Below are 17129 nucleotides of genomic sequence, written 5' to 3' on the forward strand. Positions count from 1 at the left end.
CCGCGCCGCCGAGGAGCCCTTTGATGACCGAGACCCTGACCGACGCTCTGCGCGAACCGATGCCGCTCGCGGACGTCGACCTCGCCGACCTCGATCACTTCACCGACGGGGTCACCCCCTGGCGCATGTTCCACACCCTGCGCCACGAGGACCCGGTGCACTGGCAGCCCGAGGAGGCCCCCAACTCCGGCTTCTGGGCAGTGACCCGGCACGCCGACATCGCCCGCGTCGACCGCGACGCCGAGACCTTCACCTCCACGAAGTTCGTCAACCTCGAAGAGGTCGACGAGGACCAGATCAAGAAGCGTGCCTCGATCCTGGAGCTGGACGGCGTGCGCCACCGTGCCCTGCGCAGCCTGATCCAGCGTCAGTTCGGGGCGAGCGTCATCAACAGCTATACCGACTTCCTGCGCGGCCTGACCGCCACCACGCTGGACGCCGCCCTGGCCAAGGGCACCTTCGACTTCGTCAAGGAGATCTCGGCAGACTTCCCCATCAACGTGCTGGCCCGCCTCCTCGACGTACCACCTACGGACAACCAGCAGCTCATCGACTGGGGAAACCGCATCATCGGAAACACCGACCCCGACTACGCCGATGTGCTGCTCCACAGCGAGGAGAGCGAGCAGTACCGCGACCTGCCCTTCCGCTCCCCCGCCTCGCTCGAAGTCTTCGAGTACGGACGGGAGTTGGCCCGCCGGCGGCGCGGCGGCGACGGCACCGACCTGGTGTCGAAGCTCGTCAACACCACCCCGCGCGACGGCGTCCCGCTCTCCCCGCAGGACTTCGACAACTACTTCCTGCTGCTGGTCGTCGCCGGCAACGAGACCACCCGCCACACCATCACGCACTCCATGCTGGCCCTGCTCCAGCACCCCGAGCAGCTGGCCCGCCTGCGGGAGGACCCCTCCCTGGTTCCCCTCGCGGTGGAGGAGTTCCTGCGCTGGGCCTCCCCCGTCTACCACTTCCGCCGCACCGCGACCCGCGACGTCGAACTCGGCGGCAAGCGGGTCAAGGAGGGCGACAAGGTCGTCATGTGGTTCGCCTCCGGCAACCGCGACGAAGAGGTCTTCGGCAACCCGTACGACTTCGACGTCACCCGGCAGAACAACGATCACGTCACCTTCGGCAAGGGCAGCCCCCACCTGTGCCTGGGCAACCTGCTCGCCCGCACCGAGATCCGCATCATGTTCGAGGAACTGATCCCGCGCCTTGCGGACATCCGCCTGGCCGGCGACGTCCCCCGCGTCCGCTCGAACTTCGTCAACGGCATCAAGAAACTGCCGGTCGAGGTCACTCTGGCCTGACGCGGGCGCGGGCACTGGGGGGGCGAGCTGACCCGCACCGCTGACGCCTCGTACCCCTCACGCATGGGGGACGACGGCCACGGGGCAGCTCACGTGGTGGATGGCGGCATGGGTGACCGGGCCGGTGCGCGGGCCGGCCGGACGCTCGGTCAGGCGGTGGCCCACCACCAGGAGGCTTGCTCCGGAGGCGGCGCGGAGCAGCGCGGTCGAGGGCTTCTCGCGTGCCACTGTCTCGACGACCTCGACCTCCGGGTACTTGTCCCGCCAGACCTGGAGCACGGCGGACAGGAAACCCTGCCACTCCTGTGCGCGTTGCGGGCCGTTCAGCAGGGCGATGTCGCCCGGTCCGAGGCAGAGGGCGGAGGGATCCTGCCAGGCGTGGACGGCCCGCAGCCGGGCACGCCTGAGCCTCGCCGCCTCGAAGGCGAACTCGATCACCTCGTCGCACGGGTCCGCGACGTCCAGGCCCAGCACCACGTCCCGGTAGCCGGTCTGTGTGGAGGTGCTGCCGTCGGCCGCCGGGAGGTGCTCGTCCTCGGCCTCCTCTCCGGCCCGTACGAGGACGACGGGGCGGGTGGCCCGCGCCACCACGCCGAGGGCGACCGAGCCCAGCAGGAATCCGGTGAACCCACTCAGCCCGCGAGAGCCCAGCACCAGCAGTTCGGCGCCCTCTGCCGCCTTCAGCAAGGCGGCGGTCGCCGGTCCCTGGACCCGTTCGTCGTCCAGAGGCAGGCCGGCGTGGGAACGGCGGATGTTCTCCTCCGCCCGGCGAAGCACACTCCGGTCGAGGTCACGCTCGGCTACGCCCTCACTCCCGGGCGGGTGCCAGTTCGAGGCGTGAACGAGCCGCAGGGGATGCTCGCGGCGCACGGCCTCACGAGCCGCCCACTCGGCTGCGGCCAGGCTCTCTGCGGATCCGTCGACTCCTACGACGACGGGCTCTACGACGACGGGCGGCAACATCGCGCGCACCTCCTGTGCCGGGTCTGCTCTCATCCTCAGCCTCCGGCCGCGGCGACGGCGGCGGGATGGGCCGTACGGGCACACAGCGGACCGTCCGGCCCTGCACTCGCCCGGTACGAGGTCGGCCCCTTGGCCGCCGAACGCCCCACCTGAAACAACAATCACCCATCCCGGGTGAGTGCTCATGTCCGCGGTGACCTCACGCTGAAGTCCGGCTCATCAACATCATCGCCTGCGCGATCCTCATCGTCCTGATCCTCGCCTGAGACAAGCGCACATCCCCGCCTGAGACAGGCGGACAACGAATCGAGGAAATGCCATGACGCAGACAGTGCACCGCCGCTCCCCCGAAACGATGGCTGCTGCCTCCGGACTCGTCGCGTTCGCGGCGGTCATGCTGGTCATCGCCGGAATCCTCGACATCTTCCGGGGCATCATGGCCATCGCCGACGACGATCTCTTCGTCACGACGCCGCAGTACGTCTTCCGGTTCGACCTGACCGGGTGGGGCTGGTTCCACCTGATCCTCGGATTCGTGGGGGTCCTCATCGGTGTCAGCCTGTTCAAGGCCGGGCTCGTGGCCCGGATCGCCGGTGTGGCGATCGCCGGATTCCTGATCATCGCGAACTTCCTGTCCCTGCCCTACTACCCGGTCTGGTCGATCATCGCGATAGCCCTGTACTCCTTCGTCATCTGGGCACTGTGCGTGGTGCGGCCGGAGACCAGGCACTGAGCGGGCCGGCCGCCCACTCTCGTGCGGCTCGTGTGGCGATCATGAGCTTGAGGCCGTCAGATGGAACTGAGGCCTCAGTCACGTCGGAAGCCGCACCCAGAGGGTGGTGGCCATGCCCCGCAGTACAGCCTCAGCAGCGTGGGACAGCGGTGGAGAACCCCGCGACACTCGCGACAACCGCACATCGGAGAACGTCCCGGCTTCCGGCCACGGCGGCGCGGATGCGCTCCGAGGACCGACAGGTGACCCGCTGCTGGCGGCGAAGTTCGCGATTCCGGCCGTGCCACGGACACTCGTACGTCGGCAGCGGCTGCTGGACCGGCTCACCACGGGTACGGCCGGCCCTCTGACGCTGATCACCGGCCCGGCGGGCGCGGGGAAGACGACGCTGGCGGCCTCGTGGGTGGCCGAGGGGACGGCGCCGGGCCCGGTGGTGTGGCTGACTGCCGAGCATGAGGACAGAGCGCCCGGGGTGTTCTGGTCGTACGTTCTCGAAGCGCTGCGCCATCACCAGGTCGAGCTGCCCGAGGACCCGGATCGGCCCGGGTCCGCCGAGTTCGTCGAGTACTCCCTGCTCGCGAGGCTGGCGTCCGGACTGGCCCACCAGCACCGGCCGGTCGTGTTCGTACTCGACGGTCTCGACCAGGTTCCCGTACGCGAGGTGGCCTCAGCCCTGGATTTCGTGCTGAGCCACGCGGGACCGAGTTTGCGCCTGGTCGTCATCAGCCGGATCGACCCCTTGCTTCCGCTGCACCGCTACCGTGCCCAGGGCCGGATCTGCGAGATCCGCAGCGCCCATCTGGCGTTCACCCGGCAAGAGGCCGCCGCGCTGCTGCGCGGACATGGACTGGACTCCTGCGAGGAAAGCGTCGACGTTCTGACGGCTCGCACCGGAGGCTGGGCAGCAGGGCTGAGGCTGTGCGCCCTGGAGATGCAGCGGGCCGACGACCCGAACGGCTTCGCCCGCTCCTTCGCGGCGTCCCAGAGCGCGGTCGCCGACTACCTGCTCGCCGAGGTCCTCGACACCCAGCCCGAGGCCACCCGGGACCTGCTGATGCGCGCGAGCATTCTCGACCGGGTTCACCCCGACCTGGCGAACACGCTGACGGGGCGTGAGGACGCGGAGTGGATCCTGGCGGGGCTCACCCGCGCAGGCGCCTTCGTCGAGCCCGTCGCGGGCACGCGGTGGTGCCGTTTCCATCCGCTGTTCGCCGAGGTCCTCCGCACGCATCTGCGCCACCACCATCCCGGCCTCGAACCCCGGCTGCGCCGCCGGGCCGCGGCCTGGCTCGCCGGCCATGACCGGCTCACCGAGGCGCTGGAGCAGGCGGCCGCCACGGAGGACTGGGAGTGGGCCACCGCCCGGGTGGTCGATCACCTGGAGATCGGGCGTCTGCTCACCGGCCCCGAGGCCCACCGGCTGGAGAACTGCTTCGCCGGTATGCCCCGTGATCTCCCCGGAACCGCGCCCGCGCTCGTCGCGGGCGCCTGCGCCGCCGCCCAGTACGACCTCGCGGGCTGCCGGGCGCACCTGGACCGGGCCGAGGAGCACATACGCACCGAACAGGCACAGCCATCTCCAGAGACACAGCTGGCACTCGCCCTGCTCCGGCTTCTCAGCTCGCCCGGCACGGACCGCGAAGGCGGGTGTGATGCCGTCCAGGAGGCGGACCGGACCCTGGATCTCGCCGGGCACGTGCCCCCGTCGCGGCGTGTGCAGCACCCGGAAATCGAGGCACTACGGCGGTACGGACTGGCCCGCGGGCTGCTGCTGACCGGACACCTCGGCGCCGCCCGCACCGCGTTCGCCGCGGCGGCGGACGGCTGCACCGGTGCGACCGACGTCGTGCGGCACCACAGTCTCGGACAGCTGGCCCTGCTGGAATCACTCCGCGGTGAACTCAACGAGGCCGAGGAACACGCCCGGTTCGCCCTCGCCACCGCCCGCAACCGTTCCGTCCCACCGGCCCGGCAGTCCGGGATCGGCCACCTCGCCCTGGCCGCCGTCGCCCTCGAACGCGGCGATCTCCGGGGCGCCCGCCATCACCTCGACCTCGCTTCCGAATGTCCCGACGCGGAGCACGACCCGGGCACGCGTACCGAAATGCTGGTGCTGCGCTCCCGGTGGAACCTCGCGCAAGGCCGCTGGCGCGCCGCCCTCGCGGCCATCGCGGCACCCGAGGTTCGTCCGCCGACGCTGCCACCGTGGCCGTCGCAGCGCATCGCCCTCGCGAACTCGGCCATCCAGCTGGCCCGGGGCGATCCAGCGGCGGCGATCACCGCCCTGCACGGAGCCGGCCCTGACACGTCGGCGCACGTCATCGCCCTTGCCCGCGCTCACCTCGCGTCAGGAGACCCGGACCGGACGCTCGGTCTCCTCCCAGCGCCGGGCGATCAGCGAGACGCGGGACTCGCGCAACGGGTCGACATCCTCCTGATACGGGCCCACGCCGCGCTCCTGGCCAAGGACACCGAGACGGCGCACAGCACGCTCGGCGAAGCGCTGACCGCCGCCCGACCCGAAACACTGCGCCGCCCCTTCCTCGAGGCGGGCCCCTGGGTGCGGCATCTCCTGGAGCTGCGGCCTGAGACGGCCCTCAGGCACGCATGGCTCACGGCCCGACTGGCGGCCGTCAACGGTACGTTCCGCGCGGACCGCCTCCCCGCGGACGGAAGCCCCTCGGCCCCTCTTGTCGTGGAGCAGCTCAGCGACCGCGAGCGTCAAGTGCTCCAGCACTGCGCACAGGTCATGTCGACCGAGGAGATCGCGGAGGCGATGTGCCTGTCGGTCAACACGGTCAAGACGCATCTGCGGAGCATCTACCGCAAGCTCGTCGTCTCCCGCCGGGGCGAGGCGGTACGGCGAGCACGGGAGCTCGGCCTGCTCTTCTGAGGGGACTCCTCGGGGCTGCGCCCCGGGCCCCCGCCAGGGGGTGGTGGGTGACACTTCGTCTCGCGGCTGCGGGTTGTGTGTGGCTGGTCGCGCCCACGCGGCGGAGCCGCAAATCGACACAGCCCCGCACCCCTGAAAGCAAAAGCCTGCGACTGCCCGCGCCCAGAAGGAGCCCGCGCCCCGACGACACCGGCTCCCTCCCACCGGCGGGAGGGGACGTGGGCCGGTGCGTCGTATGCCCGTCGCGTAGGTTCTGTCTCGGCCCATCTGCGCCCTGTATCAGCACAGGGCCGTACGCCCTGTTGGCGACGGGCTGACGCACCGGCCCACGGCCCCGCACCCACCACCCACCCAGGGGCGCGGGGCTGTGACATCAGCGGCTCTGCCGCGGGGCGCGACCAGCCACGACGGACCCGCACCCGGCAACGGATCTCACCTGATGCGAGTGATGCCACCCCGACGTGGCGCGAGCCACGCTCGCAGGCAACGGCTCCACCGGCCGAGGGAGAGCCATGCCGATGCGATACGAGTTCCGCGTGACCGGCCGACTGTCCGCAGCCCTTGCCGGGGCATTTCCCGAGCTGGACAAGGTCCCGGCCCCGGGGCAGACCCTCCTCTTCGGACGGGTCACCGACGAGGCGCACCTCTACGGGCTGCTCCTCCGGTTCCAGGACCTGGGCCTGCAGGTCGTCGAAATGCGCCGACTGCCGGAAGGGTGACGCTGCTCATGCCGCCGCCTCGAGCGGCGCAGCCTTCTGGAACTGCGTCCGGTACAGCTCCGCGTACCGCCCGCCCACCGCGAGCAACTCCTCGTGTGTGCCCCGCTCCACGATCCGGCCCGCCTCGACCACGAGGATCGCGTCGGCGGCCCTTACCGTCGACAGCCGGTGGGCGATGACTACCGCCGTGCGGCCCTCCAGGGCTTCGGTGAGCGCCTCCTGGACGGCGGCTTCCGAGGTGTTGTCCAGGTGGGCGGTGGCCTCGTCGAGGATGACGATCCGCTGGCGGGCCAGCAGCAGGCGGGCGATCGTCATGCGCTGGCGTTCGCCGCCGGAGAGCCGGTAGCCGCGCTCGCCGACCACGGTGTCAAGGCCGTCGGGCAGGGAGCGTACGAGGTCGTCGAGGCGGGCGCGGCGCAGGACGTCCCACAGTTCGTCGTCGTCGGCGCCCGGCCGGGCGAGCAGCAGGTTGGCGCGGACCGAGTCGTGGAAGAGGTGCCCGTCCTGGGTGACCATGCCGACGGCTGCGCGCATCGACTCGGCGCTCAGTTCGCGTACGTCGACGCCGCCGATGCGTACGGAGCCCTCGTCGGTGTCGTACAGCCGGGGCAGCAGTTGCGCGATGGTCGACTTTCCGGCGCCGGAGGAGCCGACGAGGGCGACGGTCTGTCCGGGTTCGGCGCGGAAGGAGATGCCGTGCAGGACCTCGGCGCCACCGCGGGTGTCCAACGAGGCGACCTCCTCCAGCGAGGCCAGGGAGACCTTGTCGGCGGAGGGGTAGCCGAAGCGGACATCGGTGAACTCCACGGAGACCGGACCGTCCGGCACCTTCCGGGCGCCCGGCTTCTCCTCGATCAGCGGCTTCAGGTCGAGCACCTCGAAAACGCGCTCGAAGCTCACGAGGGCGCTCATGACCTCGACTCGGGCTCCCGCCAAGGATGTCAGCGGCGCGTACAGGCGGGTGAGGAGCAGCGCAAGCGACACCACGGCGCCCGGCTCCAGGCTGCCGCGCAGCGCGAACCAGCCGCCCAGGCCGTACACCAGGGCGAGTGCGAGCGCGGAGACGAGGGTCAGCGCGGTGATGAACGCCGTCTGCGCCATCGCCGTACGCACCCCGATGTCGCGCACCCGCCGGGCCCGCGCCGCGAACTCCTCCGACTCGTCGTCCGGCCGCCCGAAGAGCTTGACCAGCGTGGCGCCGGGCGCCGAGAAGCGCTCGGTCATGCGGGTGCCCATCGCGGCGTTCAGGTCCGCGGCCTCGCGCTGGAGCTTCGCCATCCGGCGGCCCATGCGGCGGGCGGGGACGACGAACACCGGGAGCAGGACCAGGGCGAGCAAGGTGATCTGCCAGGACAGGGTGAGCATGACGGCGAGGGTGAGCAGCAGCGTCACGAGGTTGCCGACCACTCCGGACAGGGTGTTGCTGAACGCCCGCTGGGCGCCGATCACGTCGTTGTTGAGACGGCTGACGAGCGCTCCCGTACGCGTGCGTGTGAAGAACGCGACCGGCATGCGCTGCACATGATCGAACACCGCCGTCCGCAGATCGAGGATGAGTCCCTCACCGAGCCTCGACGAGAGCCAGCGGCTCGCAAGGCCCAGCCCCGCCTCGGCGAACGCGATCAGGGCGATGAGCAGGGCAAGGCGTATGACCGTGCCCTCCTCACCGCCGGACACGATCGCGTCCACGACGCGCCCGGCGAGGACCGGCGTCGCCACCGCGAGCAGCGCGGTCGCCACGCTGAGCAGGACGAACTGCGCTATACGGCGGCGGTGCGGACGGGCGAAGCCGGCGATGCGGCGCAGCGTCGCGCGGGCGAAGGGGCGGCGTTCCTGCTGGGCGTTCATGACGCTGTGCAGCTGCATCCATGCTGTGGTTTCCATGCTCATGGAGACGACGTTAGAACCTCAAGCAACATTGAGGTCAAGGGGTTGATCGATACGCGTGATCCAAGGACGTGCGCGGCGCGTAAGCCGCCGTCCCCGTGCACGCAACCCCCCGTTGGCGCGGCGCGGAAAACCTCCCGGTGTGACGGACGTACGACTTGCCCCAGCCCTCCACCGACGCATCCCGGTCCGCCAGATCCTGTGCCTGCTTCCGCTCGCCCTCGTGGCCGTGGTCGCGGTGCGCCACTGGTCCGTGCTCGTGGACGGCTTCGGCCACCTGGCGACAGCCAAGTGGCCCTGGCTGCTGGCAGCGGGGGCGGCGACCTGCCTCACCTGGGTCGCGGCGGCCGTCACCCGTCAGGGCGCCCTGGTCGAGCGGCTGCCCAGGTGCCGGCTGCTCGCCACGCAGTTCGCCGCGGGCGCCGCCAACCATCTGCTGCCGACCGGGCTCGGCGCGAGCGCCGTCAACCTCCGGTTCATGGCGGTGTGCGGTGTTCCGCTGGCCCGCTCCTCGGCCGCGCTCGCGCTCTATCTGCTCGCGGAGTCCATAGCCCGGACCGGCCTGTTGCTGGCCCTCCTGATCGCCTTCCCCGACGCGTTGCGACTCGGCAAGCTCATTCCGGACGCCGCGGCCGGTCCGCTGCTGCTGGCCGCCGGTGCGGCAGTGTGCGTCGCGGTGGCGGTCCTGCTGCTCGTACGACGGCTGCGTACCGCCGTGTCGACCTTCCTGCGGACCGCGCTGGGTGAGGCGCGCTCCGTGCACACCCGGCCGGCGCGCGCCCTCGCATTGTGGGGCGGTTCGTTCTCCTTTCCCATCCTGCAGGCGGCCGGACTGGTCGCGGTGGGGCTGGCGTTGGGGCTGCCGGTGTCTCCGTTGCACATCGTGGTCGCGTATCTGGCGGCGACGGTCGCCGTCGCACTCATCCCCACGCCGGGCGGTATCGGCTCGGTCGAGGCCGCGCTGATCGTCGCGCTGGTGGCGGCGGGCGGCCCGGCCGCGGTGGCGACAGCGGTCGTACTCGCGTACCGCATCATCACGGTGTGGCTGCCGCTGCTGCCGGGGGCATTGACGCTGGGCGCGCTGGTGCGCCTGAAGATGATCTGACACCCCTCCCCGACGTCGGCGCATCCAGGCCAACTTGGGCGCTGCGATGACCAGGGTGGGCCCCACCCCCGAGTCGTCTGTGATCACTCCACGCAAGCCTTGCCCCAGCCGCGCCGCGCGTCCACACGCCCGTTGCGCCTACGACGATGGCCGGAAACGAAGTGGGCCAGGGGCGAGGCAAGCGCGCGGATGCGGCAGGATGAGCGAGCCCGTCGGACTTCGCACAGATGTCCCGGCGGGAGCGCACATCACGGAATCGAGCAGCAGGTGGCCAAGTGACGAGACATCACATACCGGGCGTACGCGCCCTTCCCGGCGTGACGGGAGGCAGCTGGTGAACCGCGATCTCACCGCGCAGGACATGATCATCGCCGGCGTCTGGGTGGCCGTCGGACTTGCGGCGGGCGTCCTGGCGCGGATGCTGCTGCGCTGGCTGGGCAAGCACGCGGACCGTACGAGCTGGAGGGGGGACGACGTCATCGTCGACTCGCTTCGCGCGCTGGTACCGATCGCGGCGCTCGCCGGCGGTGTGGCCGCCGCCGCGGCGGCCCTGCCCCTGACGAGCCGGGTCAATCACAACGTCAACCAGATCCTGACGGTTCTCCTCATCCTCGCCTCCACCATCACGGCGGCGCGCATCGTCACGGGCCTGGTGCGGGCGGTGACCCAGTCACGGCAGGGCGTCGCCGGATCGGCCACGATCTTCGTCAACATCACCCGTGTCGTCGTGCTGGCGATCGGCATCCTGATCGTCCTGCAGACCCTGGGCATCTCCATCGCGCCGCTGCTCACCGCCCTCGGCGTCGGCGGTCTCGCGGTCGCCCTCGCCCTCCAGGACACCCTCGCGAACCTCTTCGCGGGCATCCACATCCTCGCCTCGAAGACGATCCAGCCCGGTGACTACATCCGGCTGACGAGTGGTGAGGAGGGCTACGTCGTCGACATCAACTGGCGCAACACCGTCGTACGTAATCTCTCCAACAACCTCGTGATCATCCCCAACGCCCAGCTGTCCAGCACGAACATGACCAACTACAGCCGTCCCGAACAGGAGATGACGCTCACTGTTCAGGTCGGGGTCGGCTACGACAGTGACCTGGAGCATGTGGAGCGGGTGACCTCCGAGGTCGTGATCGAGGTGATGACGGAGGTCGAGGGCGCCATGCCCGAGCACGAACCCGCCATCCGCTTCCACACGTTCGGGGATTCGCGGATCAGCTTCACGGTCATCCTGGGGGTCGGCGAGTTCAGCGACCAGTACCGGATCAAGCACGAGTTCATCAAGCGGCTGCACACGCGCTACCGGGTCGAGGGCATCAGGATTCCCTCCCCCGCGCGGACGATCGCGCTGCAGAACGGCGGTCCGAACGGCAGCGGGGCCATTCCGCCGCAGTGGGACGGCGTCACAACCATCTCCGTAGACGCGCAGAAAGCATGAGCCGAGCGGGAGGTCACCGTGTCAACACCGGTGACCTCCCCGGCAGTTGCCCCGCCCGGAGAGGGGGCGTCAGGGTACGTACGTGGCGTTCTGCGCCGTGGTGATCACCTGCTGACCGTCGGCCTGGGTGAGCCGGCCCGCGGACACCCACGCGTCCACCGTCGACCGCACCCGCGTCACCAGCGCGCTCTTGCCGGCGAACGGCACCCCGGCCCAGATCTCGTCGAGCAGCGTCGTCCCGTCGGTCTTCGCCGGGTTGGCGACCCCGGAGTCCGTGTTCCCGAAGACGACCTTGGGCTCCGCCCGGCGGACATAGGCGTGCGTCCGGTCCTCGGTGCCCTCGTAGAAGGGGGCGAACTCGGTGCCGTTCAGCGTGTAGTGGAGGGGCTTGCCGGACACCGGCGTCAGTGAGGGCAGCAGGTCGCCGGAGAGTGCGGCGTTCTTGTAGAGCCCGACCTGGAGGTGGCTCGTGCTGGAGTTGCGGCCCACCAGGTTGACCGGCCCGTAGAACAGGGTCTGCAGGGACGGGTCGTCGAGTGCCTTCTCCACCCGCAGCCGGAACGGGATGGTGACGCGTACGGTGTCGCCGCTCTGCCAGTTCCGGGAGATGGTGAAGTAGCTGCCGGGGGTCGGGGTCCCGCTCACCGCGCTGCCGTTGACGGTCACCCGGAAGCCGCCGGTCGCCCAGGACGGCACGCGCAGCTTCATCTCGAAGGAGGCGCTGCCGCCGCTGATGGTGAGCGTGGAGCCCTGCTCCCTCGGGTAGTCCGTGGCCTGCGTGACGGTGATGCCCTTCGCGGACCAGGTCAGCGTGGAGGGGCTGTACAGGTTGACGTACAGGGCGGAGTTGTCGGCCTTCGTGAAGTACACCGAGTCCTGGTACTTGGTGGCGCTCTCCATGCCGGTGCCCTCGCAGCAGGTGGTGCCCTGCTTGGGCGTGTAGTCGCGCACATGCCCGGGAGTGAGGCCGATGAAGTACGTGACGAGCGGTTTCTCCGCGTCCGCCTTGTCCTGCTTGGAGCCGAGGACCTGGTTGTACAGACCCCGCTCGTAGTAGTCCATGTACTTCGGGTCCTGGTCGTGGAAGAACAGCGTCCGGCTCAGCTTGAGCAGGTTGTACGCGCAGCAGGACTCGGCGCTGGTGTCGCTGATCGTGCCTGCGATGACGCCGCGGGCCTTCCAGAACTCGGCCGTGCTCGTACCGCCGATGCCGAACATCCGGTGCGGGATGACCATGCCCCAGAAGTTCTTGGCGGCGGTGAGGTAGCGGGTCTCGCCGGTCGCGTCGTACAGCCGGACGTACCCGGTGAAGATCGGGATGTGCTGGTTGGCGTGCAGGCCGTCCAGCGTGTCGGTGTTCGCGGCGCAGGCGTCGATGAGCTTGTCGAGGTCGAACAGCTTGGCCAGTGCGAGGTGTTCGGCCTTGCCGGTGATCGAGTGCAGGTCGACGATCGTCTCCACGATGCCGCCGAACTCGCCGCTGGAGAAGATGCCCCACATCCGCTGGAGGGTGGAGTCGGGCAGCTTGGACAGCCGGGAGTACATCCAGTCGCACATGCCGGACGCGAGGTCGAGCGCCCGGTCGTCGTCCGTGGCGAGGTAGGCGTCCAGCAGACCCTTGAGGATCTTGTGCGCGGTGTAGTAGGGAGCCCAGACCTTGGTGTAGTCCGCGGTGGTCCGCGACTCCAGGTCGATGAACTGCGTCTCCGGATACGCGGCGAGGAACCCGGGGTGGCTCGGCCCGCCCCAGGTGCGGCGCAGGGTGGCGGTCAGGCCGCGGCCCGAGGCGTCCGCGAAGGTGCCGCCGGTGGTGGTGGCGAAGTAGTACGACGCGAGGTTGCCGAGTCCGGCGGCGGAGTTCTTCGCCTCGTTCGTCTGCAGCGAGGTGATCTCGGCCGCGGACAGGGCCCGTGACCAGACGTTGAACTCGTCGAAGGCGCCCGCGAACACCGGGTCGCCGGAGAAGTTCGAGCGGCCCAGCCAGTTGTTCGTCAGGGTGCCCAGGACGGACGGGTTGAGCGTCATCGAGGTGTTCTGGGCGACGGCGGTGCCGTTGACGTAGAGGGTGCCGGTGCTGCCGGAGATGGTCACCGCCAGATGGCTCCACTGGTTCAGCGGCAGTGCGGCGGTGCCGTTGAGCCCCTGCTCCCCGCCCGGCCCGTTGGTGGTGATGGCGAACCGCGGCACTCCGTTCGCGTTGCGGCCGGCCAGGTACATGTACCGGGTGGCGTTGTTGCCGAAGTCGAAGACACGCTGCCAGTTGGCGTTGTGGGTGGGCTTCACCCAGACCGACAGGGTGATCGCCGCGGCACCGCCGAGCACGGCGGCCGGAAGATCGACGTACTGGTACGACCCCCGGACGTTCTCGTGGGCGCCGCCCCACTTCCCGGTGACGGCGAGCATGCGCGGGTCGCTGCGCAGTGCCGCGCGCACGTCGGTCAGTGCTCCGATCATGGTGCGGATCTTGTCGGCGTACGCCTGGTCGCCGGTCGACGCGTATGCCTGCGACAGCATGGTCAGGAAGTGGCCGGTGTAGTGGCCGCGGAGGTTGCCGTTGGCCTCGCCGTCCAGACCCTCCCAGCCGCCGGGGGCCACCGCCCCGCCCGTGGAGAGCCCGGCGTTGGCGCGGAAGACCTGGAGCAGCCGGTTCACGTCGTAGCCGCGGCCGTGGTCGAGCATCAGCTGGCGCTTGGTGGCGAAGACGCCCTGCCCGAGCTTCACGTCCTCCAGCTCGAACGGCCGCACCGCCCAGGCGGTCGGCGCCGGCAGCCCGGCCGCGACGGCGACTGCCGCCGCGGCGGCGCGGGTTTCGGCGGCGGCGCGGCCGACGGGGATCGTGGACACCACGGGGGCCGCGGCGACCAGGGCGGCGGTGCGGAGAACGGCTCTTCGTGAGGGCGATGACGCCATGGGGGGCCTCTTCTGCTCAAGCTTCCAGTCGGGAGCGTGTCCGATATATCGATCACGGTTCGGACAACCGACCAGAACGTAAGAGGCGGTAGGGAACACGTCAATGGTTACGTCACGATCGGCGAGTGCGTACGCCTGCGCCTCACCGGCAACAGAAGTCGCCATGCGTTCACGAAGTCTTGACGGAGCCCCACCTGCACCTTACGTTCTGACCGGCTTGCCGAACTCCGTTCGAAATGTCGGCCGTTGGCCGGTGCTGTTCATGGTTCCTGACCGCGCGGCACGGCAACGTTCCGCGGTCGGGTGACCACTCAAAGGCGACATCCGTCCGGACAGGAAGAGGAAGCCTTATGCGCACAGTCGGTGTGCTCACCGGATTACTCGTGCTGGGTGCCGCGGTGCCGGCGACGATGGCGACAGCGACGGCCGAGGAGATGCCAGCCGCCGCCACGCCCACCATCGTCGTGGCCGTGAACGGCGACGACTCCGCTACCGGAACGCTCGCGCGTCCGCTGCGGACGATCCAGAAGGCCGTGGACAAGGCGCGGCCCGGTGACGTCATCGCCGTCCGCGGCGGTACGTACGGGATGACCGACAACATCACCATCACCACCTCGGGCACGGCGTCCCAGCCGATCACCCTGGAGGCGTACCAGGGTGAACGCGTCGTCGTCGACGGGGAGCAACTTCCCGCCAGTCACACGCCCGTGGGCGGCAGCATCCCGCGTGCCGAGCGCGGCGCCATCCACCAGGAGGCGTCCCACTGGCGGATCTCGGGACTGGAGATCGTGAACGGCCCGTACGGCATCTACTGCGACGGCTGCAACAACAACGTCTTCTCCGGCTTGCGAACCCACGACAACTACGAGTCGGGGTTCCAGCTTCAGGGTGCCTCCAGCAACAACCAGATCCTGAACCTGGACAGTTACGGCAACCGCGATCCGCGCAAGAACGGCGAGAGCGCGGACGGGCTCGCCATCAAGGAAGGCAGCGGAAGCGGCAACGTAGTGCAGGGCGCGCGGCTGTGGAACAACGTCGACGACGGCTTCGACGCCTGGGAGTTCACCTCGCCGATCGTCATCGAGGACACGATCGCGTACGGCAACGGCTTCAACCGCTGGAACTTCCCCGACTTCGCGGGCGACGGCAACGGCTTCAAGATGGGCGGCGGGGACCCCGACCCGTCGGTCGCCCACACCCTGCGCAACAGCGTCTCCTTCAAGAACGCCAAGCACGGCATCACCGACAACGGCAACCCCGGAGCGCTCGCGCTCAGCCGCAACTCCACCTTCGGCAACGCCGGAACGGGCTTCGACGCCGACGGTGCGGGATCGCGTGCCGTGCTGAAGGAGAACCTGTCGGTCGCGGACGGGCGGGCCGCCGCCGTCGGCTCGGGCACCGTTGCCACCGGCAACTCCTGGAATCTGGGCGGCAGTTGGGGCGAGTCGTCCGTCCAGAGCACAAACCCGGCCGCGCTCACGGGACCCCGCGACGCCGACGGCTCGCTTCCGTCCGCCGCCGGCTTCCTGGTCCCGCGTAACGGCACCGCCATCGGGGCGCGCCTGTGAACTGACCGCCGCGTACGGCCCGTTCCACAGGGCCCCGAACAACAAGCAGGGCCCATGGGACGGGCCGTACCCGCAGAAGAAAGCACCGAGGAGAGCCGCACATGAACACACCGGACAGACCCGCCGCCGTACCGACCGGCACCAGATCCCCGAACTCCCTGTCGCCGTCCCGCCGTGGCGTGCTGCGAGCGATGGCCGCCCTCCCCGCTTCGGCGGTCCTCCTGGGCGCACTGCCCGGAACGCTCGGCTCGGCCCTGGCCGCGGCACCGCCCCGCGGCTCCGCCACCCGCTACACCATCGTGCCGTTCCTCAACAGCACCGATGCCACGGTCAATGTGTACGAGTCCGACGACGCCACCGACTTCCGGCTCGTGAAGGCGTCCGCGTACACCCCGCCTGCCAACCGGATCCGTGACGCCAGCATCTTCCGGCACTCCAACGGCTACTACTACGTCACGTACACCACGCACACCTGGCAGGACACCAGCACCACGATCGGCTTCGCCCGCAGCTCGGACCGGGTCAACTGGACGTTCCTGTACGACTACACCGTCCCCATCGCGAATCTGTCGCGCGCCTGGGCGCCCGAGTGGTTCGTCGACAGCGACGGCAGCGTGAACATCATCCTGTCCTGCTCGACCGCCAACGACCAGTGGATCTTCACGCCGTATCTGCTGAGAGCCACCAACTCCGCGCTCACCACGTGGAGTTCACCCGTGGCGCTGTCCGGCATCGGCGCCAACCACATCGACACGTTCATCGTGAAGCTCGGCTCCACCTACCACGCGTTCACGAAGAACGAGACGACGAAGTACATCGAGTACGCCACCGCCACCGCCCTGACCGGCCCGTACACCATTCGCAGGACCGGCAACTGGGCGGGCTGGGGCGGTACGCGCGAGGGCGCCGCGCTGGTGCAGCTCGACAACGGCGCGTGGCGGATCTTCTTCGACGGCTACGGCGACGGCAGTTACTACTACAGCGACAGCTACGACACGTTCGCCACCTGGAGCGCCCCGAAGAAGCTGCCGTCGATCTCCGGCACGGCACGTCACTTCACCGTGCTCAAGGAGACGGTATCCGGCGGGGTGAACCTGCCGGCGAACGTCACCCGCTCGTTCCGCTCGGCCAACTACACCACCCGCTACTGGCAGGAGCAGTCCGCCCTGCTCAACCTCCCCGTGGTCAGCTCCACGAGCAGCGCCGCGGAAAGGCAGGCGTCCACGTTCACGGTCGTGCCGGGTCTCGCCGACGCGGGCGGCTACTCCTTCCGGAACGCGGCCGGGAACTATCTGCGCCACTGGGACTTCCGGGCCCGCTTCGACGCGAACGACGGCTCGTCGACCTTCGCCAGGGACGCCACGTACATCGCCCGTACGGGCACGGCGAGCGGCTCCGTCCGCTTCGAGTCGTACAACTACCCGGGCTACTACCTGCGCCACTACGGCTTCCAACTCCGGGTGGACCCGACGGACGGCTCCGCCGTGTTCCGCCAGGACAGCTCCTTCGTGCCCGTAAACCCGCTCTGACCTGCGAGGCAAGCTCGTCTGGCGAAAGCCGTTGCACATCGGTTGCACACCCTGGTGCATGTTTCCTTCGTGCACCA

The 17129-nt window shown here is 69.6% G+C and carries 11 protein-coding genes; 8 read left to right on the forward strand and 3 right to left on the reverse strand.

Annotated features, from left to right (window positions below; translation table 11 throughout):
* Window positions 1-23 precede the first annotated feature (23 nt).
* Window positions 24-1307, forward strand: a complete 1284-nt coding sequence (locus ACGFNK_RS24130) for a cytochrome P450 (protein ID WP_393419046.1) — start codon at window positions 24-26, stop codon at window positions 1305-1307.
* 57 nt (window positions 1308-1364) lie between these two features.
* Here the strand turns inward: ACGFNK_RS24130 and ACGFNK_RS24135 are convergent, their stop codons facing one another.
* Window positions 1365-2303 (reverse strand): universal stress protein, encoded by a 939-nt coding sequence (locus ACGFNK_RS24135; protein ID WP_393419048.1) that lies wholly within the window; start codon window positions 2301-2303, stop codon window positions 1365-1367.
* A 286-nt stretch (window positions 2304-2589) separates the two neighbouring features.
* Here ACGFNK_RS24135 and ACGFNK_RS24140 point away from each other — a divergent pair, with 286 nt between their 5' ends.
* The 3 genes from ACGFNK_RS24140 to ACGFNK_RS24150 all read left to right on the forward strand — a co-directional run bounded on the left by ACGFNK_RS24140 (window position 2590) and on the right by ACGFNK_RS24150 (window position 6615).
* On the forward strand, window positions 2590-3003 hold the full coding sequence (locus ACGFNK_RS24140; protein ID WP_386343156.1) for a hypothetical protein: 414 nt from the start codon (window positions 2590-2592) through the stop codon (window positions 3001-3003).
* A gap of 112 nt (window positions 3004-3115) precedes the next feature.
* Window positions 3116-5896, forward strand: a complete 2781-nt coding sequence (locus ACGFNK_RS24145; protein WP_393419050.1) for a LuxR C-terminal-related transcriptional regulator — start codon at window positions 3116-3118, stop codon at window positions 5894-5896.
* 518 nt (window positions 5897-6414) lie between these two features.
* Entirely contained in the window at window positions 6415-6615 is a 201-nt protein-coding gene (locus ACGFNK_RS24150; RefSeq protein ID WP_393419052.1) for a hypothetical protein, read from the forward strand.
* Window positions 6616-6621: 6 nt separating this feature from the next.
* Here ACGFNK_RS24150 and ACGFNK_RS24155 read toward each other — a convergent pair whose 3' ends face one another.
* Window positions 6622-8499 (reverse strand): ABC transporter ATP-binding protein, encoded by a 1878-nt coding sequence (locus ACGFNK_RS24155; RefSeq protein ID WP_393419411.1) that lies wholly within the window; start codon window positions 8497-8499, stop codon window positions 6622-6624.
* A 145-nt stretch (window positions 8500-8644) separates the two neighbouring features.
* On the opposite strand from ACGFNK_RS24155, the gene ACGFNK_RS24160 reads away from it, so the two are divergent.
* Both ACGFNK_RS24160 and ACGFNK_RS24165 read left to right on the forward strand, forming a co-directional pair.
* A complete protein-coding gene (locus ACGFNK_RS24160) occupies window positions 8645-9607 on the forward strand; it encodes a YbhN family protein (RefSeq protein ID WP_393419054.1) in 963 nt (320 codons plus the stop codon).
* A gap of 334 nt (window positions 9608-9941) precedes the next feature.
* Window positions 9942-11045 (forward strand): mechanosensitive ion channel family protein, encoded by a 1104-nt coding sequence (locus ACGFNK_RS24165; protein ID WP_393419056.1) that lies wholly within the window; start codon window positions 9942-9944, stop codon window positions 11043-11045.
* Between the two features lie 69 nt (window positions 11046-11114).
* On the opposite strand, the gene ACGFNK_RS24170 is transcribed toward ACGFNK_RS24165, so the two are convergent.
* A complete protein-coding gene (locus tag ACGFNK_RS24170; RefSeq protein WP_393419058.1) occupies window positions 11115-13955 on the reverse strand; it encodes a beta-L-arabinofuranosidase domain-containing protein in 2841 nt (946 codons plus the stop codon).
* 350 nt (window positions 13956-14305) lie between these two features.
* On the opposite strand from ACGFNK_RS24170, the gene ACGFNK_RS24175 reads away from it, so the two are divergent.
* A complete protein-coding gene (locus tag ACGFNK_RS24175) occupies window positions 14306-15523 on the forward strand; it encodes a right-handed parallel beta-helix repeat-containing protein (RefSeq protein ID WP_393419060.1) in 1218 nt (405 codons plus the stop codon).
* A 101-nt stretch (window positions 15524-15624) separates the two neighbouring features.
* Window positions 15625-17052 carry a glycoside hydrolase family 43 protein gene (locus ACGFNK_RS24180; RefSeq protein ID WP_393419062.1) on the forward strand — a complete coding sequence of 476 codons (1428 nt, stop codon included), beginning with the start codon at window positions 15625-15627 and terminating at the stop codon, window positions 17050-17052.
* The last annotated feature ends 77 nt before the right edge of the window (window positions 17053-17129 follow it).

The sequence above is a fragment of the Streptomyces sp. NPDC048825 genome, from assembly GCF_043198355.1.
Classification (GTDB): Bacteria; Actinomycetota; Actinomycetes; order Streptomycetales; family Streptomycetaceae; genus Streptomyces; species Streptomyces xiangluensis.